The organism is Paenalcaligenes hominis, from assembly GCF_041359055.1.
Taxonomy (GTDB): Bacteria; Pseudomonadota; Gammaproteobacteria; order Burkholderiales; family Burkholderiaceae_B; genus Paenalcaligenes; species Paenalcaligenes hominis_A.
The window spans coordinates 332,685-354,127 of the sequence record NZ_JBGJKZ010000001.1; the positions used below are offsets into that span (position 1 = coordinate 332,685).

General features: G+C 48.6%; 19 protein-coding genes. 6 read left to right on the plus strand and 13 right to left on the minus strand.

The features are described from left to right. The first annotated feature begins 34 nt into the window (after window positions 1-34). A complete protein-coding gene (locus ACBP46_RS01540) occupies window positions 35-781 on the plus strand; it encodes an EAL domain-containing protein (RefSeq protein WP_371014975.1) in 747 nt (248 codons plus the stop codon). On the opposite strand, the gene rpe is transcribed toward ACBP46_RS01540, so the two are convergent. Continuing rightward, complete coding sequence (rpe, locus tag ACBP46_RS01545; protein ID WP_371014976.1) at window positions 778-1,479, minus strand: ribulose-phosphate 3-epimerase; 702 nt, start codon at window positions 1,477-1,479, stop codon at window positions 778-780. The genes ACBP46_RS01540 and rpe overlap by 4 nt on opposite strands. 119 nt (window positions 1,480-1,598) lie before the next feature. On the opposite strand from rpe, the gene apaG reads away from it, so the two are divergent. From apaG to ACBP46_RS01570, 5 genes are all read left to right on the plus strand, one after another. Then, window positions 1,599-1,973 carry a Co2+/Mg2+ efflux protein ApaG gene (gene apaG / locus ACBP46_RS01550; RefSeq protein ID WP_371014977.1) on the plus strand — a complete coding sequence of 125 codons (375 nt, stop codon included), beginning with the start codon at window positions 1,599-1,601 and terminating at the stop codon, window positions 1,971-1,973. Window positions 1,974-1,986: 13 nt separating this feature from the next. After that, window positions 1,987-3,291 (plus strand): murein transglycosylase A, encoded by a 1,305-nt coding sequence (gene mltA / locus ACBP46_RS01555; protein WP_371014978.1) that lies wholly within the window; start codon window positions 1,987-1,989, stop codon window positions 3,289-3,291. After that, a complete protein-coding gene (locus ACBP46_RS01560) occupies window positions 3,288-4,463 on the plus strand; it encodes an FAD-dependent monooxygenase (protein WP_371014979.1) in 1,176 nt (391 codons plus the stop codon). The genes mltA and ACBP46_RS01560 overlap by 4 nt, the downstream gene beginning before the upstream one ends. A gap of 68 nt (window positions 4,464-4,531) precedes the next feature. Beyond that, window positions 4,532-5,272, plus strand: coding sequence for a DsbC family protein (locus tag ACBP46_RS01565; RefSeq protein WP_371014980.1), 741 nt, complete (start codon window positions 4,532-4,534; stop codon window positions 5,270-5,272). Window positions 5,273-5,386: 114 nt separating this feature from the next. Next, the gene (locus ACBP46_RS01570) at window positions 5,387-6,955 is read left to right on the plus strand and encodes an EAL domain-containing protein (RefSeq protein WP_371014981.1); all 1,569 of its coding nucleotides are present in this window, start codon (window positions 5,387-5,389) and stop codon (window positions 6,953-6,955) included. A gap of 5 nt (window positions 6,956-6,960) precedes the next feature. Here ACBP46_RS01570 and dhbA read toward each other — a convergent pair whose 3' ends face one another. From dhbA to ACBP46_RS01630, 12 genes are read right to left on the minus strand one after another with little or no spacing between them, the layout of a single operon-like run. Then, window positions 6,961-7,716: a 2,3-dihydro-2,3-dihydroxybenzoate dehydrogenase gene (gene dhbA / locus ACBP46_RS01575; RefSeq protein ID WP_371014982.1), complete on the minus strand. Its 756-nt coding sequence runs from the start codon at window positions 7,714-7,716 to the stop codon at window positions 6,961-6,963. Beyond that, complete coding sequence (locus ACBP46_RS01580) at window positions 7,716-8,375, minus strand: isochorismatase family protein (RefSeq protein WP_371014983.1); 660 nt, start codon at window positions 8,373-8,375, stop codon at window positions 7,716-7,718. Before ACBP46_RS01580 ends, dhbA begins: the two co-directional genes overlap by 1 nt. Continuing rightward, the gene (locus ACBP46_RS01585) at window positions 8,372-9,529 is read right to left on the minus strand and encodes an isochorismate synthase (RefSeq protein WP_371014984.1); all 1,158 of its coding nucleotides are present in this window, start codon (window positions 9,527-9,529) and stop codon (window positions 8,372-8,374) included. The genes ACBP46_RS01580 and ACBP46_RS01585 overlap by 4 nt, the downstream gene beginning before the upstream one ends. Window positions 9,530-9,573: 44 nt before the next feature. Then, window positions 9,574-10,956, minus strand: a complete 1,383-nt coding sequence (locus ACBP46_RS01590) for a YncE family protein (RefSeq protein WP_371014985.1) — start codon at window positions 10,954-10,956, stop codon at window positions 9,574-9,576. 52 nt (window positions 10,957-11,008) lie between these two features. After that, window positions 11,009-12,241, minus strand: coding sequence for an enterobactin transporter EntS (gene entS, locus ACBP46_RS01595; protein ID WP_371014986.1), 1,233 nt, complete (start codon window positions 12,239-12,241; stop codon window positions 11,009-11,011). Then, window positions 12,238-16,143 (minus strand): amino acid adenylation domain-containing protein, encoded by a 3,906-nt coding sequence (locus ACBP46_RS01600; RefSeq protein WP_371014987.1) that lies wholly within the window; start codon window positions 16,141-16,143, stop codon window positions 12,238-12,240. The genes entS and ACBP46_RS01600 overlap by 4 nt, the downstream gene beginning before the upstream one ends. A 22-nt stretch (window positions 16,144-16,165) precedes the next feature. Beyond that, window positions 16,166-16,417, minus strand: a complete 252-nt coding sequence (locus ACBP46_RS01605) for a phosphopantetheine-binding protein (RefSeq protein ID WP_371014988.1) — start codon at window positions 16,415-16,417, stop codon at window positions 16,166-16,168. Beyond that, the gene (locus ACBP46_RS01610) at window positions 16,407-18,053 is read right to left on the minus strand and encodes a (2,3-dihydroxybenzoyl)adenylate synthase (protein ID WP_371014989.1); all 1,647 of its coding nucleotides are present in this window, start codon (window positions 18,051-18,053) and stop codon (window positions 16,407-16,409) included. Before ACBP46_RS01610 ends, ACBP46_RS01605 begins: the two co-directional genes overlap by 11 nt. Before the next feature lie 43 nt (window positions 18,054-18,096). Further along, a complete protein-coding gene (locus ACBP46_RS01615; RefSeq protein WP_371014990.1) occupies window positions 18,097-18,729 on the minus strand; it encodes a 4'-phosphopantetheinyl transferase family protein in 633 nt (210 codons plus the stop codon). Window positions 18,730-18,731: 2 nt separating this feature from the next. Continuing rightward, a complete protein-coding gene (locus ACBP46_RS01620; protein ID WP_371014991.1) occupies window positions 18,732-19,514 on the minus strand; it encodes an alpha/beta hydrolase in 783 nt (260 codons plus the stop codon). Then, window positions 19,514-20,647: an ABC transporter substrate-binding protein gene (locus ACBP46_RS01625; RefSeq protein ID WP_371014992.1), complete on the minus strand. Its 1,134-nt coding sequence runs from the start codon at window positions 20,645-20,647 to the stop codon at window positions 19,514-19,516. The genes ACBP46_RS01620 and ACBP46_RS01625 overlap by 1 nt, the downstream gene beginning before the upstream one ends. Next, entirely contained in the window at window positions 20,644-21,438 is a 795-nt protein-coding gene (locus ACBP46_RS01630) for an ABC transporter ATP-binding protein (RefSeq protein ID WP_371014993.1), read from the minus strand. The genes ACBP46_RS01625 and ACBP46_RS01630 overlap by 4 nt, the downstream gene beginning before the upstream one ends. Between the last annotated feature and the right edge of the window lie 5 nt (window positions 21,439-21,443).

Genomic DNA, 21,443 nt, shown 5'->3' on the forward strand with positions numbered 1-21,443 from the left:
TTTCACAAAACCTGCTGCTCCACTAAGTAAAATAATGATGAAGGCTGCTTTTGAAGATGTACTGCGCCACCAGCGGTTAACACCTTTGTTTCAACCTATAGTAGACATACAAAACCAAAAATTAGTGGGGTATGAGGCGCTGATTCGAGGTCCTCAGGAAAGCCATTTTTCTACACCTTTGGTGTTGTTCAAAGTGGCGCGAAAATTACATAGAGAACGTGAGCTAGAGCAGTTGTGCTGTCGTTTGCAAATTGCGGAGTTTTGTCGCCAAGGCTTAGAGGGTTGGTTATTTTTAAATCTAAGCCCTCAGCTTTTTATTGAGCTATCGCGTTTAGAAGAGCATCAAAAACCATGGTGTACTACGACAACCCAGCAGCCTCATGTAGTGATAGAGCTTAGTGAGCAAGAGCTGAGCCGGGATTATGTACAGTTGCGTATTGCTGCCGAGCGTTGCCGCCGTCAAAATGTGCGCTTTGCTATTGATGATTTAGGCGAAGGCTATGCCTCGTTGCGTCTTTGGTCTGAGTTGCAACCGGAGTTCGTCAAATTAGATCGGTATTTCACCCAGCACTTACATAGGCATCCGTTTAAACAAAAGTTAATCGAAGCCATTAGCTCTGTCGCTCAAGCGCATCGCACGTGTGTGATAGCAGAAGGGGTAGAGCAAAAGTGTCAGTTAGAGGTACTGCAAGCGCTTGGGGTTAGCCATGCACAAGGGTATTATTTTGGTCACCCTCAGGCCATTCCCAAACGCGATTTTGGCGAATGCTGGTCGGCTTAGGCCGATAAACTGTCGGCAGTTGCTATTTCGGCACGCATTGCCTGAATTTCAGTGGCGTAGTCGCTTTTACCAAAAATAGCCGAGCCAGCTACAAAAGCATCGGCCCCAGCAGCACGAATGCTTTGAATATTTTGTGCTGTTACCCCCCCATCGACTTGAAGATGAATAGGGTGACCGCCTTGGTCTATCCAGCGGTCAATGCGAGCACGAGCATGGCGCAGTTTATCAAGAGTACCAGGGATGAATTTTTGACCACCAAAGCCGGGGTTAACCGACATGAGTAAAATGAGGTCGATTTTGTCCATCACGTAATCTAAATAGCTAAGCGATGTGCCGGGATTAAACACCAATCCGGCTTTGCAACCGTGTTCTTTAATAAGTGCTAAGGTGCGATCAATATGACGTGAGGCCTCGGGGTGAAAGCTAATGAAGTTAGCACCCGCTTTAGCGAAGGGCTCGATTAAGCTGTCTACAGGCTCTACCATCAAGTGCACATCGATAGGAGCTTGAGTATGGGGGCGCAAGGCCGCACAGACCATGGGGCCAAAACTAAGGTTGGGGACGTAATGGTTGTCCATTACATCAAAATGAATCCAGTCTGCGCCGGCCGCGATGACGTCGCGTACCTCTTCGCCTAGGCGAGCAAAATCAGCAGCCAAAATACTAGGGGCAATAAGAGCAGGTTGTTTGTGAGACATAACAATAAGAGCTGGTAATGAGGGTTACAATGCGCACAACAAGTGAGTAATTCTTAGTGCTGTGGTGTAATACATAATGCATTGTAATCAGCTATTAGATCTGGAGCGAACTTATTTCTATGCAGTCTAACGATATGGTGGTGGTTGTTACACCTAATTACCTTCCCGAACAGTCGGAACCAAATCAACACCGATATTTATTCTCCTATCACGTTCAAGTGCGTAATAATAGTGCTCAAGCGGCACAACTCATTAGTCGTCACTGGGTGATTACTGATGCCGAGCAAAACGTCCAAGAGGTAAAAGGACTCGGTGTAGTAGGTAAACAACCTTTAATTGGACCAGGCGAGGTCTTTGAGTACAGCAGTGGCTGTCCGCTACCGACGCCATTCGGTACGATGAAAGGCTCTTTTCACTTTGTGGGCGAAAATGGCGTACCTTTTGACGTAAGCATTGATGAGTTTGTTTTGTCTATGCCGCGAACCTTACACTAGTTTGAGGGTAGTAATGACTGCACTACGATATTTAGGATTAGGGGTAATTGCCGCACTCTTTGCTGCGTGCACTACGCCTGGAACTCAGATAGCCACTCCCACCTCCACAGACAGCCTACCCGCTAAAAAAGAAGACGTGGCGCTAAAGCCGCTACAGGTACCCAATTTAGACCAATTGCCTGAGACGCCTGCTCGTTCCTTAGCTGCTAAATATCAAGCGGTGCAGTGGGGGGCTTTACCCGGCTGGAAAGACGATAACTTAGAACATGTTTGGAAGGCTTTTGTTAATAACTGCAAGGGGCTTATGCGCCCTGTAAGCGGGTCTTTAGCTATGCCCGCCCGAGCCGCTCCTCGCGCTTGGCAACCTGTGTGCTTAGCCGCTCAAAACAGTGGTTTGGGTACTGAAAGCACTGATACGGTAGCCATACGCCAGTTTTTGGAAACCCATCTGCAACCTTGGCGCTTGTTAGACGAGAAAGGGCGAGCCGCAAAAAACACCGTAACGGGCTACTACGAGCCGTTATTACAAGCCTCTAAACGTCAACACGGTGTGTACCAATGGCCTTTGTACGCGGTGCCTAATGACTTATTAACGGTTGATTTAGGAGGGCTGTATCCCGAGCTGGCCGGTAAACGCATTCGCGGCAAGCTAACCGCAGACAACCGTATTGTGCCTTACGACACACGCGGTGAGATTACTAGCAATCCCCAGCGTCAACCCAAGGTTTTGGTATGGGCTGCCGATCCGGTCGAGGCTTTTTTTCTGCAAATCCAAGGCTCAGGTCGTGCTGTATTAGATAACGGTAAAGCCGTGCGTCTTGCTTATGGCGATCACAATGGGCACCCCTATAGTTCTATAGGTAAATGGTTAGCCGATAAGGGTGAGCTACCTTTGGCGCAAACCTCTATGCAAAATATTAAAAAATGGGCCAAAGACAATCCACATCGTGTTCACGAGATGCTGAACGTGAACAAGGCCATGGTGTTCTTTAACGAGGAAACCATTGTTGACCCATTGCTTGGCCCTAAAGGGGCCTATGGGATTCCCTTAATTGCCGAACGCGCTGTTGCGATTGATCCTACTTTTGTGCCACTAGGCACACCCGTTTATCTTGCTACCACTTTTCCAGCTTCACCGTCTCCTTTGCGTAAATTGGTGTTTGCCCAAGACACCGGTGCAGCCATAAAAGGCGCAGCGCGCACAGACTTTTACTGGGGTACGGGCGATCAGGCCGGTAATCATGCTGGACGCATGAAACAAAATGGTGAAATGTGGCTGTTATGGCCTAAAGACGCTGGAGCACCTACAGCACGATGAGTACAAACGAATCTATTGTGGTTTGCGGCGGCGGGTTGGCAGGCATGGCTACCGCCCTAGGGCTAAAAAAAGCCGGTTTTGCTGTGCGCTTGTTAGCTCCTGCCTATAAAGCTTTGGACTTGGCTCCTCATCATTATCATCCTCGTGTTTATGCGCTTTCCGAGGCCAGTCAAGCATTTCTCGAACAGTTAGGTGTTTGGCGATTGATGCGCTCAGAGCGCATTACGCCGGTGACAGGTATGGAGCTCTTTGGGGATGGGGATGGGTTTGTGCAGCTAGATGCTTGGCACAACGCCCAATCTAACCTAACTTGGATCGTGGAGTCCGGCGAGATGGAGCGCGCGCTTTATCAGGCTCTACAGGTGTTTAATGTACCGTGGCAAGATGATTTGTTTGCCGAGCTCACCGCCACTGGCTTAAAAACCCAGCGGGGGGACGTACTGGCTGCAGATTTAATCGTGGGCGCAGATGGGGCCCGCTCTTTGGTGCGGGCTAAGGCCCATATCGAACACCATCAAACCCCCTATCATCACAATGGGGTGGTGGCTCATTTAGATACTGAGCTGCCGCATCAAAACCGAGCGTATCAATGGTTTACTGGTGATTCTGTGCTTGCATTATTACCTATGCCCGACACGGATCAAGGCCCACAGGTATCCATGGTGTGGTCCGTCCAAGAGCAGCAAGCACAAGACTTCATGGCACTAGACTCGACTCAGCAAAATCAGCACATACAGCGTGTGTTGGGTGCATTGACGCAGCACCGTTTGGGTCAACTACAGTTGCGTAGTCAACCTTTTTCTTTTCCACTGACTTTAGAGCGTAGTGCCATGATTGCTCCGCGCGTTGCCTTAGTGGGCGATGCTGCACACCGTGTGCATCCTTTGGCAGGGCAGGGGTTAAATTTGGGTTTAGGCGATATTCAGGAACTTATACGTGTGTTAACGGACAAACCCAGTTATCAAGGCGTAGGCGAGCGACGTGTACTGGAACGTTATCGCCGCGCCAGGCTTGAGCCTATTTTGGCGATGCGGTTAATGACACATGGCTTGCATCAGCTTTTTGTCAGTCAGGCGGCACCCATTGCCTTTGCTCGCAATGTGGGGATGAACCTAGTCGATAAACTTCCTTTTATCAAGCGTCAACTGATCCACCGCGCTGCAGGAAAATAGGTCTTTAACTCTAGCCTTTTATTTTTTATAGGTGGTTGTGACGGCTTAGCGTCACCCTAGGAGATAGAATGAAATTGCGCATTGCGGCCAGTCTGACCGCATTTACCTTATTGTGCGGTGGTGTAGCCACTGCGACAGAAACCCCCGTCTCAGTAGCCCCCGAGGTACTTAGCCAAGCCAAAGAGCGCTTTGAGTCTCAGTTTGAAGGCATTGCCATTGACGAAGTATCTGCTACCCCTTTCGAGGGTATTTTAGAGCTACGCTTAGGTAAAGACGTACTGTATACCAATCCCACTGTGGATTTTATTTTGCAAGGCTCTTTGGTAGATGTAGCCAGCCGTACTGATTTAACCGCTCAGCGTTTAGAACAATTAAATCGGGTTGATTTTTCAAGCTTACCGCTAGACAAAGCCATTAAAACCGTAAAAGGCGACGGCTCACGTCAATTGGTGGTGTTCGAGGACCCAAACTGTATTTATTGTAAAAGACTGCACCAAAGCTTTGCCGAAATCGATAACGTGACGGTGTATTCATTGCTATACCCTATACTGACCCCCGACTCAAAATCTAAGTCGGAACATGTGTTGTGTGCTGATGACCCTGCTGCTGTTTGGAGCGCCTGGATGGTAGACAACAAGACACCAGAAGTTAAAACCTGCGATAACCCTATTGATGAATTGTTGCAGTTAGGCTTGTCTTTAGGGGTACAAGGCACACCCGCTCTGTTTTTTGAAGATGGCTCAAGAGCAAATGGGTGGTTACCTCCCGAGCAACTCGAGCAGCGCCTACAAGAAGCTTCCAAAAAATAATGTTAAGAACGTTAATAATTACAAAGCTTGGCTATTAAAAGACTTCTATTTCAGTGACAATAAGTAGCAGATTTGTTGCCATAATGCTGCAACTAGGGTGAATACTTATTGTCTATGAAATATGTCAAGCAAACTATCGTTTTGTTTCAGAGCGCTACAGACAGCGCACGTGTTTGTGATGAGCTGAAGCAACACCACGTCCAGTACTATGAGCTGGTTGAGTCGCTTAATGACTTACAAGCGTTACTAGAACAGGGCAATGTACCGTTGATTTTTGTGAATGCGCCTCAGTTACCGCTTAACTTAACGGTAGTGAACTTGCGTACTCTGGTTGGTTTAGGGGGGCTAATAGTAGCTGCCACCTTGAATCAGCCAGAGCAAGCGACGGATCTACTGCTTGCAGGGGCTGATAGCGTGGTTTCAGGTGCGACGGTAACGCACACGGAGCTCTTGGCGTGGAAATCCGTATTACTGCGTCGCGCAGAGGGTTTTTTACGTCTTCAAGAAGTGCGCTCTGATAGTAAAGAGGAGCTCGATCAGTCGATTCATGAAGCGGTGAGTGAGCTTCAGGTGATTTGGCGCTTAGCCGATGGCGGCTGGCGTCTAATCAGTCCTTCTGGAGAGGGCATTAATCTGACCTCTAGTGAGCGTTTTTTTCTTGAGCATTTTGTGGGTCAAGTAGATAAGCGCTTGAGCCGCGAGGAGCTGCTAGAAAAAAATGCAGCCTTAACACAGAATAGTCGAGCTATTGACTCGCTCATTAGTCGTTTACGCCGCAAGGTCATGCAAAAAAATCTGCATTTACCTATTAAATCGGTACATGGTTGGGGCTATAGTTTTACTGGACTACTACTAGATGAAGACAGCAGCGTAACGCAAGCGCTAGAAAAAGGAGCAAATGATCCAATCGAGGCGAGCTACCTCACTGAGTTAAGTAACCGTGCTCAATTTGAAGAGCAGCTGCAGAATGAACAGTTTGAGTTTGTGTATCAGCCTATTTGCGATACGGTAGAAGACCGTATTGTAGGAGCGTTGGCTGTTTTAATTTGGAAAGACTCCCAAGGCAGACCAATTCGAGTTGAGCATTTGGTGCCACATCTTGAGGCTCTGGGTGTACTTGAGGCATTAGGAAGCTGGGCAGTAGTAAAATTAAATCGGGAACTCGCCGCGTGGGAGATTGACTACGCAGTGACTATTCCTATTTATGTAGGTATGCCCGCAGCCATGCTGCTTCAAAAAAATACAAAACCAGAGAACGATGCCCATTTCTTAACGGCAAAGCAGCTCACGATAATCATACAAAATATTGACCACACAACGGATGTATCTGCTCTAAAAGCGACCATTAAAAAGTTCAAACAAAATGGAATAGCTGTTTGGGCACGCTACGAGGATGAAAGCGTGCTGCCCGTGTTAAAAACGCAGATGGGTTTTGAGGGTGTGAGCTTTTGGCGTCTAACCGATGGTGTGCTCCGAGGTTACACTAGCCAAAGCATAGGCCGTGCTTTGGATTACGCTAAACAGCAGCATTGGCCTACGCTTGTGGTGGATGTGGATGATGCAGAACAACGTCGCCTAAGTCAGTTTTTAGAGATACGTTATGTGGCTGGAAACATGATCTCTATGGAGCTCTCTAGGGATGGTTTGCTATTAGCTTGGGCTAGCCACCAAGTGAAGTCCTAAGCGCTTTACGCATCTAGCGTAGCGCCACCATCAATACGCAGGTCATGCATACAAATATGTGATGCAGCATCACTAAGTAAAAATAACACCCCTTGGGCAATCTCGAGGGGAGTGGCAATTTTCTGTAAAGGGATACCTAAACGAAAATCAGCAGCGGAGCCGTGAATTACGGTCTCTTTACTGCTTCCTAATTGCCACATGGCTTGTTGCATTGGCGTATCGGTGGAGCCTGGCGACACACTATTAACACGTATTCCAAGCGGGGCCAGCTCTAAGGCTAAGCACCGGGCAAATTGCGTGGTTGCAGCCTTAGAGGCCGCATACGCACTCATGTTGGTGCGTGGTGTGCTGGCGGCATTAGAGCTGATGATAACGATGGCTCCCTGACGGTGTTGACGCATGTGAGCAGCAAGCGGTTGGCACAGGTTAAATACCCCTTCTGTATTAATCGCAAAGGTGCGTTGCCAATCTTTTGGGCTAAGCTCATGCGCATAGCCCATTTGCAACACACCGGCTGCACACACTAATTCATGAATAAGGTGGGTTTCCAGTACAGGGCGAAGCCATGTGTTAACGGCGTCAAAATCACTGACATCTAAGGCCACGCAATGCAGCTGCTGAGGGTATTGAGTGGCTAGCTCTTTTAAAGGGCTAATATCTAAGTCTACGGCCCAAACTTGATGCTGCTGAGCTAAAAGCGCCTCACATACCGCAAGACCTATACCTCCGGCAGCACCGGTAATAATTGTATTTTTTTGCATTAATCCACCTTGGACAGTGCGCTTAAAAGTTGCTGAGTGGTTAAACAGACTCCGCACCGTTGCGATACATGCCGGATGGCCATTTGGTGCTCTTCAGCACTAAAGTCGGCGGTAGCATCGGTAATAAAAAAAGGCTGTATGTCTTGCATAAAGGCATCCAGAGCCGTTGTCATGCAACCAATATGAGCATAAATGCCAGTAATAATGAGTTGGTCGCGCTGTGCTGCACGTAATTGTTCAGCTAGCGAAGAGCGCACAAAAGCACTATAGCGCCACTTGGTTAAGACAGTATCGTCTTCTGCGGGTTGTAACTCTTCGATAATGGGTTGTTCAGCCTGAAAGTTGGGTGCTGTGACGCCTGAGCCCCAAAAGTCATTGAGTAAGGCACGGTCTGCGGCGCTTTGTACTTTAGGTTGTGCGGTGTAATACACAGGAATACCCGCTGCTTTGCAGGCGGCGTAAATGGCTTGGGTGTGCTGGACTAGTTCGGGGATAGGTGCTGCCGTCATGTCATATTTTTTTAGAAAATAATATTGCATGTCATGGATAAGCAGCGCAGCACGCTGAGGCTCCACTTGCCAGTTCACTCGGTTCACAATATCAGTGGAAGGCATGGGGTAGCTAGCTAAAGCAGCAATGGTTCGTTCAGAAGTCGTCATGCGGTAATCCCTTTCTGGATCATAGAGGGGTCAGTATGTAAGGCGTTTAATAAGGTACGTAGTTTATTGCCTGTTTCAATGCGTTCTGCTTGTGGGTCAGAGCCAAGTACTACGCCAGCTCCTGCCGATAGCCTAAGTTGCTGTTGTTGATAATGAGCGCAACGTATAGCTACCGCCCATTCGCCGTCACCGGCTTGATTCATCCAACCTACCGCACCTGCAAAAAAGCCACGATCTATGTTTTCAATGCGGCCAATTTCTGTTCGTGCTGCAAGCGTAGGATGACCGCATACAGCAGGTGTGGGGTGAATTGCCAACGCTAATTGCAATGCATCGGCATAGGGCGCTTTAAGTTGGCCTTGGATTTCTGTAGAAAGATGCCAAAGAGTAGCCGTAGCAACCAAACTAGGGGTTGGAGCCGCTTCTAATGAGTCACAAAAAGGGCGTAACGCCGTTAGAATATTTTCTATGACAAAAGCATGCTCACGTTGGTCTTTGGCGGAGGCCAAAAGTTGTTGTGCTATGGCTTGATCAGCGCTGCTGTCTTCTGGTTGTCGCAGCGCGGTACCTGCCAAGGGGTTCAAATACACCTTTGTGCCTTGCTTGCGTAGCAACAATTCGGGACTCGCACCTAAAAAAGTAGCCGGATCTGGCTCGTCGTCTAAGGCAAAGCTATAGGTATAACCATGCGGGTTTTTTGCCCACAATTCGTTCAGTAATGCGCGGCGGTCTAAGTCATATTTGAGCTGAGCGGTTAAATGGCGTGCCATGACCAACTTCTTTAAATCAGTAGGCTGTGCTAAACGCTGAAGTGCTTCTTGAACCCATTTTTCAAACTCGGCTGCACTGGGCTGGGCCTGCAAAGAGAGCAGAGGGTTAGCATCAGGACGTGAGTCAAGTGGTGGGCAAGCCGCTGCATACTGTGTGACCTGCTGCGGCACAATAAGCTGTGCGGGCTGATCAGTATGAAAAGGGATCACCCCAAATAACAAAGGGGTTTGCGGGTACTGCTGTAAAAGTTCTTGAGCCTTTGCTCCTAGCTGCTGATGTTGGTTCGAGCAATGGACTCGCTCTAAGCAGCCATGTCCCATCACAGTGCCATTAGGGCTAGCAAAAAGATGACTGCTGGGCTGGTAATGCTGAAGTACGTTCATAGTGGGAGCAGGCGGGTGCCCAGAAAAAGCACCCGCACAAAAGCTTATTTCAGTTGAAGACGAGTAATGTAATCGGCGCTTTCATCGTTTTGACCTCGGGCTTTGTTCACAAAAAACACATGTCCCTTGTGGTCAGTGGCTATGTGATTAGGAAAGCTACCCACCTCAAGGTTCGCCACCAAATTACCATCAATGTCGAGCACGCTCAGGGTGTCAGAGCCACGGTTAGCCACATAAGCGGCTTGGGTGGTCTCATCCCACAAAACATTAAGTGAACCCGCACCTACTTGGACCACCTTGATTAGTTCACCTTTGTCTAAGTCCACAATACCGACGCTATCAGAGCCTTGACCTGTTACAAAAACTCGGTTTTTATCCGCAGCCACGGAAACCCCTGCTGCGCCTTTGATGCCAGGTAAAGCAATAATTTGATCTACGTTTAGGGTTTTGGTGTCGATGATGGCTAACTCATTGGTACGTAAACTGACGGTGTAGAGTTTGTGCTGCTTAGCGTCTAAGGACAGACTCATCGAAGTGAAGTCTTGTCGTGTCTTAGAGGGTAGGGTGATGGGATCAAGTGCTGTTAGGGTTTTGGTGTCAAACACATACAGCTGATTAGAGGTAGGTGAAGAAGCAAAAGCACGTTGATGGGCTCCGTCTACGACCACGTCGCGGGCATGAGCAGCGCTACCATGGGGAAATTGCTTGACCAGTTTGAGGTCGTTTTGATCGTATACCGATACTGTGCCAGCACGTGTGTTGGTAACCCAAACGGTATTGGCCTCATCATCAACGGCCACGCCGTATACCGCCATTAACTGATCTTTGCGTTCTGTGTCAGCAGCGGGCGTGACAGCATTAATGGTTTTTAAGGTGGCTGGATCCAGTTGGCTAAGTTGAGACTGCTTCACGGGTGGACGACCCACGGAGGAGGTCACATAGAGCGCGTTGTTTTTTGCGCTATAGGCCACTTGATACAAACCATTTGTCACTGGAGCCTGATCCAGCACATATAAATCAGCGCCCTTAGCAGGCACCACAGGGGATACCTTTAGATCAAATACTGTCGCTGCTGAAGGCTTGGCAACCTGAGCCACAATAGGATGTAAACCAATGGCAGCATCAGCTGGAATACTGAGCTGAATGCGGATCTCACCTTGGTCATTAGCAATTAAGGGTTTGCTGCCACTGAGCACTTTGCCACTGCGTAAGAGTTGCACCTCTTGTCCAGGCGTAAAACCACGCCCCCAAATTTCCGCCAACTCGCCGGGATAAACCACCCCCGATACACCCAGTGTTGCCGTGAAATTTGGGTCAGGTTGATCGAAAACGGGGTTGGCCCACGTCGCTGCACTTAGCGCCAGAGCAGTAAGACCTAAGCCTAGACGTTGCCATGATTTGTTTTTAATACTGAGATTGATTTGCATTACATACCTTAGGAAAAAGGAAAAATAAACAGGAATGAAAAACCATATACGATTAGTCTTTGGATTGCGTTAAATCACGTAAGCTACGATTGCCAAGGGCAAATAAAGAGCTCAGCATAAAACACAGACCGCCCCCAAGAAAGAAAGCGGTAGTAGGTGAGTACCAACGCGATACTACACCCATTTGCATATTGCCTAGCGCTGTTCCTAGGGATGATTGTGTCATCCATAAACTGGACATACGCCCAAGCAAATGATCGGGAGTGTGTTTTTGGACCAAGGCCATACGAAGAATTTTAGATAGGGTATCGGCAGCCCCCATCAAAGCCAAACAGAGCAAAGACCAGGGTAGCCATATCCATTGCGATAAGGCCCAAACGGCAACCCCCCATACCATAACGGCACCAATAATAACGCGTCCAGGGTAGCGAATATGCTTAGTCCACCCTGAGCTTAGCGCCATTAAAGTGGCTCCAAAAGCGGGCGCTGAATACAAAAGACCTGTAGTTTCCGCGCCTTGGTTTAGTATATGTTCCCCCCATTCGGGAAGAAGAGCTAATGGAGTAGCTAACACCACAGCCGTTAAATCAATGAGTAGCAATGAACGCAGTAAAGGATGTTTTGCCATATAGACAAACCCATCCACAAAGGACTGAAACATTGCAGTTTGTTGCGTTGAGCCTCCTTTTGGGGGCAGCGCAGGCAATTGTTTTAAGAAAAAAGGCGTAGTGATAACAGCTAATAGAACAATCACATAGCAAAAAATTAAACCTGGGCCTGCAATAATTAGACCGGCTAAAGAGGGGCCAATTACCCCCCCAATTTGCATAGAGAGTCCCGATAATGCGGCGGCTGCGGCCAAATGCTCTCGTCCCACTAAAGCGGGCGTGGCAGACATCATGGCCGGTACACTGATGCCCCCAGCGGCCCCACCTATACCTGCTGCAAGATAAATTAGCCAAATAGATGGATTAGGCAATAAGGCGTTAATTAAAAATAGCCCTACACTAAATACATACACAGTGCGTGAATAGAGCATGAGTTTGCGTCTATCCATACGGTCCGACAGCACACCCCCTATCATCAAGGCCAGCACCATTGGAATGGCTAAGGTGGCATTTAAGCCTGCCACTGCCAAGCTCGATTGTGTGATTTGAAAGAGTTGGATACTGGCTGCCACCATAAGCATACCCGTCACCAAAACGGTGGCGGTACGCGCAGCGTATGCATAACGGAAAGCACGGCTTTGCCGTAAAGGACTAATATCTAAAAACAAACGACTCATAGATCTACCGTTATGGCGGGTTGCTGTTCTACTGCAGTAAGGGCGGTACGTAATACGGGTGCCCACAACGCAGTTGCTTCATTACTGGTTAAATGTGCGTGTAAAAAAGGAAGGCTGTGTATATCTAAGGCTAGCGCCCATGGTAACCACATTTCTGGGCTAAGATCCGTGTCTTTATGGTCCAGCCCTGCTTGAAAATACAACATAGTGCCATTAAAAACGGATTCAGTATGATCTCTTACGGCTTGGTTATTGGTGGCGACGGCGTTAAATACGCCATTTAGCTGGGCGTCTGCCAATGCGCCTAGCGGGTGGTTTTGCTGACGTAAAAAATCAATAACACTTTGACGTTCTAGCTCAACCTGAGGCAGCTCGTTGGGGTCATAGCCCGCAATATGCAATAAGGCTTTATAAATGGCATTTGCAGCGGGTTTGGGTTGAGCGCGCCATGCTGCGCTGGGGTAAGCATCCAGTAAGCACACCACCCCGACCTCAGCATGTCGGTGTTGCAGCTCGACGGCAATAGCATGTGCCAAAATGCCCCCTACTGACCAACCTAATAAGTGATAAGGGCCTTGTGGCTGAGCCGCTTGAATGGCATCAGCATAACTATAAGCCATCGCCTCTACGCTTGTAGGTTCAAGCGCTTCGTTGTGAAAGGTGGATGCTTGTAAGCCGTACACCGAGCGTTGATCTAGGTTTGAGCGCGCTAAAGCGCCATAACACCAACTGAGCCCGCCTGCAGGATGCACACAAAACAAGGCGGGTTTTTGTGATTGGCCTTGGTGTAACACCAGTAAACGTTCAAAACCTGCACTGGTATCCGAAGTGAGTGCTAACTGATTTTCCAGATAATGCGCCAATTGACCAATGGTAGGGTAAGCAAAGAGTGCCCCTAGATTGAGTTCATACCCCTTGTCACGTAATTGAGCTACGATTTGCGCAGCCAACAGTGAATGCCCTCCTAGGCTAAAAAAGTTGTCTTCTTTATAAACAGGAGTGCTTAATTGCAATGTCTGACTAAACAGGGTGGCTAACTGTTGTTCTAAATCAGTCTGTGGCGGTGTACCCATGCTGCGGCTGCGTTGTGGCGCGGGCAAGGCTTTTCTATCTAGCTTGCCACTGGGATTTAGTGGAAACTCGGAAAGCACCATAATCGCATTGGGTACCATGTAATCAGGTAAATGCTGACGGCACACAGCTAGCAAATCATCGGTGGCAAGGCTGGCATTACTACTGAGTACATAGGCCACGAGTTGCTGTTGACCGACCTGATCTTCACGGACCAACGCAACGGCTTGTTGTACCTCGGGATGCAACGTCAAGGCATGTTCAATTTCCCCAAGCTCAATACGTAGACCTCGTAATTTCACTTGGAAGTCAGCGCGCCCTAGGTACTCAACAGCACCGTCTGCACGCCAACGCGCTTTATCACCCGTTTTGTAAATGCGACCTGGGGCAAAAGGATTAGCAAAAAAACTGGCCTCGGTCAGATCGGGTCGATTGAGGTAACCCTCTGCTAGCTGTACCCCGCCTAGGTATAAGTCGCCGGCTACACCCACCGGTACAGGACGTAACTGTGTATCTAAAATATATAAGGCGGTATTCCAAACAGGAAAACCAATGGGGACAGGATTGCTGTAGTCATTACGGGCCGCATGCCAGTAACTGACATCAACAGCCGCTTCAGTGGGACCATAAAGATTGTGTAATTCGCCATTAAGTCGGGTGTAAAAGCGATCACGCAAGGTCGCGCTTAGGGCCTCGCCACTACAAAACACCAAAGGAATAGTAAGCCCATGACTAGAGGTGTCCGCCAAAAAAGCCTCGAGCATGGAAGGCACAAAATGGATGACCTCTATACGCTGCTGTTGTATGAGCTGCGCAAGCCATTGGGGGTCTTTATGGGCCTCTGGGGGGGCGACATACAAATGAGCGCCACTGATAAAGGGTAAAAAGAGTTCCCACACCGATACATCAAAAGTGTATGGCGTTTTTTGTATAAAGCGTGTTAATGGGGTAATAGCATAAAAATCACGCATCCATAACAAGCGATTCACAATGGCTTGGTGCGTAATTACTACCCCTTTAGGGTCTCCTGTAGAGCCAGAGGTAAATAAAATATACGCGCGGTCTGTGGGACTGGGGTAGGCCAAATCACTAGGGTTTAGTATGGGAGCCGGTAGCTGTGTTAAGTCATAAATAGGCGCGGGAAGCGCTTGTACCGAACTGAAATGCGAATCACTCAGTATCAAACGGGGTTGGGCTTGTTGCACCACACGCAGTAAACGAGCAGTAGGCTGAGTACCATCCATGGGTAAATAAGCCGCACCGGCCCGTAAAATGGCATGTAATGCCAAGACCATATCAACTCGGCGCTCTAAGGCAACCGCAACACAATCACCACGTCTTACGCCTGCTGCGTGCAGCTGTAATGCCATCGTTTCAACACGATTTTGATAGTCGGCATAGTTTAAGCACTGCGTATCGTCACTTAGGGCAGTCGTTTCGGCATAATGCTGCGCCGTCAAAGCGCACAAATGGCTTAATGTGGTCTCAGGCAGCGGGTGGGCCGTGTGATTAAACTCTTGTATGACGCGTTGGTATTCAGCAACGGTAACAGTAGGAACGTCTGCTAAACAATCGGCTTGTAGCGCGTGGCTAATAAATTGAATTAATCGTGGAATATGGGCTTGAATTTGGTCCAAGTCATACAGCTTGGGGTTGGCTTCTATTTCCAAGCGCATGCCCTGTGCTTGGGTATCTGAACGAAATGTAAAGTTGATGTCTTCCACAGGCCCTGCGCACACCACATGAGAGGTTGCGTCTAGGCCGGTGCCCACATAGGGGGTGTCAAACGGTAAGATATTGATTAAAGGCCCGTGTAAACGACGCATGCCGTTTAATAAACCCAAATCGCGGCGCAGCTGTTCGCTACGATAACGGCCATGACGCCGTGTTAGCATCAAGGCTTTTGCCCCTTGCTGCATAAATACAGGCATGGGCAGGTGTTCATCAATACTTAAAGCCAAGGGGGCCACATTCATGACCGTGGCAATGGTCAAAGCACTGCTGTTACCCAGACGCCCCATATACGGTACCCCAAAAACGGAGTCATATTGACCCGTATGGCGCGCAATATAGGCGGCTGTGAGCAAGGTTAACGCATCTGCCCAACTGCATTCATGATGTTCGGAAAACTGAAGTAGGGCAGCACTGAGCTTGGGCTCTATATGGTGCTGTGCGTATAAAAAACGGTGATCAGTTAAGGCCGTGGTTGGGCTAAGGCTAAGCACTTCGTCATAGGAGCCCAGTTTTTCTAACCAAAAACTGCGGTCTTTGCTGTATTTAGGACTGTGTAAATACGCGGCATCGTCTGCCAATGTGGCTTCGATGGGGCCTAATTCCTGAGGCGGAGTATGCCCATGCAGTCGTGCTAAATAATGCTGTATGCAGCGGGCCTCAAGCAGGTTCATGGCATAGCCATCTGCTGCAAGATGATGCACACGACTATAAAAAATGAAGTGCTGAGGGTTCAGCTCGTACAACACAAAACGTGCGCACGGTTGCTGGTACAAATCTACGGGTGTTTGTTGGTCGTTATGAAGATGTTGTAAGACCTCTGCACGGCTGCGTAAGTGTTTAACCCACTCGACCTGAGGAGAGGGGGCATCAAAACGTTGTTTGGTGTGTCCTTCGTGCTCTTCTAGGCGCAGTTTTAGCACGGTAGCTTGAGCAAGCACGGTTTCTACAGCATCTATAAAGAGCTTGGCATCTAAGGTGTGATGCAGCTCGGTATAGTGGGCTGTATTAAAGATAGGATTCGCGGGATCAACGTCTTGTGCGAACCATAAGCCCTGCTGTGCAGAGCTGAGGTCATAGAGAGCAGCGTGTTTAGACATACAACAACAAACAAAAAACGGGTTAAGCAGCGTGGCGTTGAATGACTGCCCACCAGTGCGCTAAGGTGGGCTCAACTGCCATATCGGCAAACTCAATCACAGCACCAGCTTGACGCCAACGTGCAGCAAGGTTCATGGCACGCATGGAGTCCAATCCCCATTCCATTAGGTTATCGTCATCCTGAATGGCACTGGGGTCTTCGTGCAATAAACGAGCCACATCGGCGCGTAAGGTGTCTAAGGTTAAATTTAGAGTAGTAGGGTTAGTCGTCATGAGAAGCGTTTAAAGATTGACTAAGTTGAAGACGTAATTGTTTGCGGCTGATTTTACCTGCAGCAGTAATATCAAAATTATCTACAAAAATAATTTGATCAGGCACTTTGAAGTCGGCTAGACCACGCTGGCGAATCCAGCGTTTGAACTCAATAGCACGAGGTTTGCTGTGCTCTTTTTTAATAATAATAAAAGCGCAGCTGCGTTCGCCTAAGTAGTCGTCGGGTACGGATACCACTGCCGCATCAAACACAGCAGGATGAGCCAGTAAATGGTCTTCGATTTCTTCGGCTGAGATTTTTTCGCCAGCTCGGTTGATATGATCATTTGCACGGCCTTGGACCACTAAGTTCCCTGCTGCGTTGCGCTGTACGATATCGCCAGTGCGATAAAAACCGTCTTGAGTAAAAGAGCGCGCGTTAGCAGCTGGGTTGTTGTGATAGGCACGAATGGTATAAGGACCACGTGTTAATAAATGACCAATAGCCCCTGGGGCAACCGGTTGATCGTTATCGTCCACAATTAAAATTTCGTCATCTGGGCTGATAGGTCGGCCTTGGGTATTAATGATGGTTTCATCAGGGTCGTCTAAGCGTGTGTAGTTGACTAGCCCTTCTGCCATGCCAAAGACCTGTTGCAGCTGTATACCTAGTACGGGACGAACGCGACGTGCTACCTCGGGGATGAGTTTGGCACCACCCACTTGAATGGTTTTTAACGTGGAAATGTCATGCTGACTGTGGGGCGCAAACTCTAGCCACATTAATAATAGAGGGGGAACTAGGCTAGTAAAAGTGACCTGATGTTGGGCAATGAGTGCAAAACAGCGCTCTGGCTCGGCACTAGGACTAAGCACTACGCAGCCGCCGGCATACAAGGTACCCAGAAAACCCGGTGAGCTCATAGGGAAGTTATGTGCCATGGGTAAAGCAGCCAAAAATACGGAATCTGCCGTTACCCCACAGATCTTGCTGCTTTCACGCAAGGTGTAAATATAATCGTTGTGAGTACGCGGGATCAGTTTAGACAAGCCGGTACTGCCCCCAGAGATTTGCAAAAAAGCGACCTCGTCCGCTGTGGACACACTAGAAGGAACGGTGTGTGCTTGCTCGTGGAGCTCTAGTGTATGGAGGGCATGGAATTCTTGGGCTTCGCCCACAATAACCACATGTTGTACCTGAGGGCAACGTTGCTGTAGCTCTCGGGCTAAAGCTACGTAATCAAACCCTTCGAACTGATCTGCGCAAATATACGCATCTGCTGGAGCGTGGGTAGCAAAATGCTCTAGTTCGGTAATGCGGTGAGCAGGCAACGCATAAATAGGAATCATGCCTGCTCGGAATAGGGCAAAGACCACACTGATAAACTCAGGAATATTGGGCAGTTGCACCAAAACACGTGCCCCTTTTTTGAGGCCTAGCGATTGCAGCCCAGCGGCTAGTGCAGATGCTTTTTGATCTAGCTCGGTGTAGGTCCATTGTTGATGGCTTCCAATTACTGCTAGGCGTTGCGCATACTGTTGCGCACGCTCGGCTAGTAATTCACCAAAACTTTGGCCCTCCCAATACCCAGCTTGGGTGTATTTTTCGACGAACTCTGCAGGCCAGACTTGTTGTAATGGTATTGGATTAGGCATGATAATGAGAATGATTATTAATTTGTTTTAGTGTATCACTTTATCATGAACGGGGTTGAATAGCACACCCATCATGTCGTTTTATTAGCGTGATGGGTTGGGTCTGTGCTAGGGCGCAGAACAGACTAGGTTCCAAAAATTCAGTATGTAAATAGTAGGTTTGATCAAATAACGTGGCTTGCTCCTGCCTAAGCAGGATTTGACGCGGATCCGTATATAGACCTGTGCCATAGGCTTTAATAATGGCTTCCTTGCAACACCAGTGCCGATAAAGCTCGGCTGAACTGTCCATTATGTGGTGCTCTTGTGGATGCAGTAACAGGGATGCAAGGTGGGGGTCAAAAGGAACATCTGTATGCTCAATATCAATGCCAACAACATGAGGCGCAAGCGCCAATACGGTGTAATGACGGCTATGGCTTAAAGAAAACTGCCACGGCGCGTGGGCTAACAGAGGTTTCTGGTATGGCCCTGTGGTGATTTCCACCGCTAGGGGCTCTATATGCAGTCGCTGGGCCATTTGTTGGCGCAAAAAAGCACGGCTAGCTATATACCGTGTTTGTAAAAATACAGTATGAAAGCGTTGCGCGTGCATCCATTCCGTTTTAGTGACTGCGTTACGCAGTTGCGCTAAGTCCGGGGCGTAACGCCTATCAAGCACATACAGCTCTACCATAGTTAGGCGGCAAACTCTCGTAAAGCAAACTCTGTAGCCAGACCCAACATGGCTCCGTGGTCAGCGTCTGGAAACACATGACGTTGGCTTTTCAACTGGCTAGAAGTGGGCAGTTGATCCATAAACTCATCTAAAAAACGCAGTGTAGGAATGCCTTCGGGACGAGGTGCATTAGGGTCGGCAGGCTTTGGTCGCCATTGTTCTTGGCCGCCAATCAGTACATTTAATTGTGTGCTGCGCTGGAGGGCTGGAAGTTGCAAGGCACGTGTTTGCATATAGGGGTGATACCACCATAGCGATGGGCTGGCTGCGATGTAATGCTTAAACAGATGGGGCTGTGTTAATAATGTATAAAGAGTGAACAAGCCACCATACGAATGCCCGAAAAGCCCTAAGCGTTCTAAATTAAGGGGGGCAAGCTGCTGGAGTCGAGGCAGAAGCTGATCACTAATGAAATGCAGTAGTGCATCGGCACCCCCTGCGGGCCAACTTGGCATGCGTGGATCAACGGCGGCATGCGGTGCGGGCGGTACAGGAGAGTAATCATACGAACGACGTTGTCGTGCTGCCTGACGCTCTAGATTAAAACCAATGCTAGCAATAGCAAAATTAATAGGACGCGCTTGGCGTTCTAGAAAGCTTTCTATGTGGTGGTGGATCCAGTCTCCATCAAGCATAAGGAGCAAAGGAAAGCCCTGTGCAGGAGGGGGTGTTTCAGGTACCCACAGCCTACACAAATACGTGCGTTGATTTGCAGACGTTAAGATGGATTGCCAAGGTTGCATTAAGGCTCCTTGCTACCATCTAAATCAATTAAATAAGTGCCCCGCATGGGAACAGTTAGAAAGCGTTGATTGACTTCTTCTAAGGTGTGTTGGGCAGAAATACCCTGCATACGCTCAGGGTGAATCCAACCGGCTAAGGCTTGAATAAAAATCATGTGCAAAGGGGAATCATTAAACGCATGCCAAATACCATGGGCATTATGGTGTTGCACCGCGTTGATATGTTGAAGCCGATTAGCCTGCACAATGTGTGCTAGGCTTTGACGCGCTTCAGTGGCCTCTATGCCTGTGCCAATGGCAAGCCCTCCGGCTTGATTACGTCGTTGTGCCCCTGTGCCTGTGGCAATGTATACGTTAGGATTACGTGAGTTAATGTATTCGTAATTCACATTGCCTGTAGGCGTTTTAAGCACATCGGCCCCTATATTGTGCCCCCCAGCGAAACGAATCATATCGTTAAATGTGCCTGTGCCCGGCGAGTTGCAACAATCAGTACTGCCTGCATGAGCGTGTACAAATACAGGAGGGAAAGACTCGGGTTCAAGGTCTTGAAGACGCTCTTGGACTTGGGCCATTTGGCTTTGGTAAAACTCAATGAACTCTTGTGCACGCGCGTCGGCACCTATGGCGCTACCAAGCGCTTGCAGGCTAGGCACTGTGTTATTAAGTGGGTCCATGAAGAAATCCACAATTAAAACTGGTACCCCTGCGCGATCAAAACGACGGATAAGTTCCGAATCATTCGGGTCTTGGCCGGGCAAGAGCCCAGCAAAGCGGGAGGTTAACACCACTAAATCAGGACGCAGTGCCAAGCTTTGTTCTACGGAAAAGCTATCCGCTGTATGGCGGCCCACCACGGGGATGTCACTAATGGCCGGAAAGACGGCTTTGTATTCCTCGTACTCGTTAGCAAATGAGGTTTTAAACTCGTCAGACCACCCTGCAATCAGACTGACTGGATCGGGGTGTAATAAGGCTAAGACGGGCATATGACGAGCTTGCGTCAAAATAATGCGGTGGGCGGGCTGATCTAGCGTTATTTCGCGTCCCATTACATCGGTAACCACAATGGGGGCGGCAGCAACATGGCTAGCCAAGAACAAGCTCATCAAACTGAAGAAAAAGCGTTTCATACTAGGCCTTTGGATTGAGTGGTTAACCCATCAATAAATACATGAAGTTGATGATGACTACAGGCTTCAATACGGGTAGCCACCCCATAGGCCTGTGCTAAATGAGGCGCTGTGATGACCTCGGCCACTGGCCCTTGGGCAAGTACCTTGCCTTGGTTGAGCAAAAGGCATTGATCACTGTGTTGTAAGGCTACGTTAAGATCATGCAGCACAATTACACTAAGCATCTGATGGCGTTGCGTTTGCTCTTTGAGTAGCTCCATGACGTGGTACTGATAATTTAAGTCCAACGCAGAGAGCGGCTCATCCAGCAACAAGAGTTTGGGGCGACGGATAAGGGCTTGGGCCAAGCCCACCAATTGCTTTTGTCCCCCAGAGAGCTCATCTAAAAAACGCATGGCTAAATGATCAATACTTAATCGTTCAAGTAGCTCCATAATTTGTTGAGCATTTGCACTGCTGTGCTGGGTGGGCGTTAAAGTAGCATTTGCTGCTACCAGCACCGACTCAAACACTCGTAAATGAACGGCTGCGGGCAGGGATTGAGGTAAATACACTACATGCTGTGCACGTTGCTCAAAATTTTGTTGGCGTAAGTCCATCTCATCTAACAAAATACGGCCTGCTTTAGGCGATATTAAGCCCGCTAAGCTTTTTAATAAGGTGGATTTACCACAGCCGTTCGCGCCCAATAATGACACCACTTGCCCGGTTGCCAAGGGTTCAATATCAATTTGGCTGAGAATGGTTTTCTTGCCGTAGCCAACTTGGAGGTCTTGAATTTCTAGCATGACAA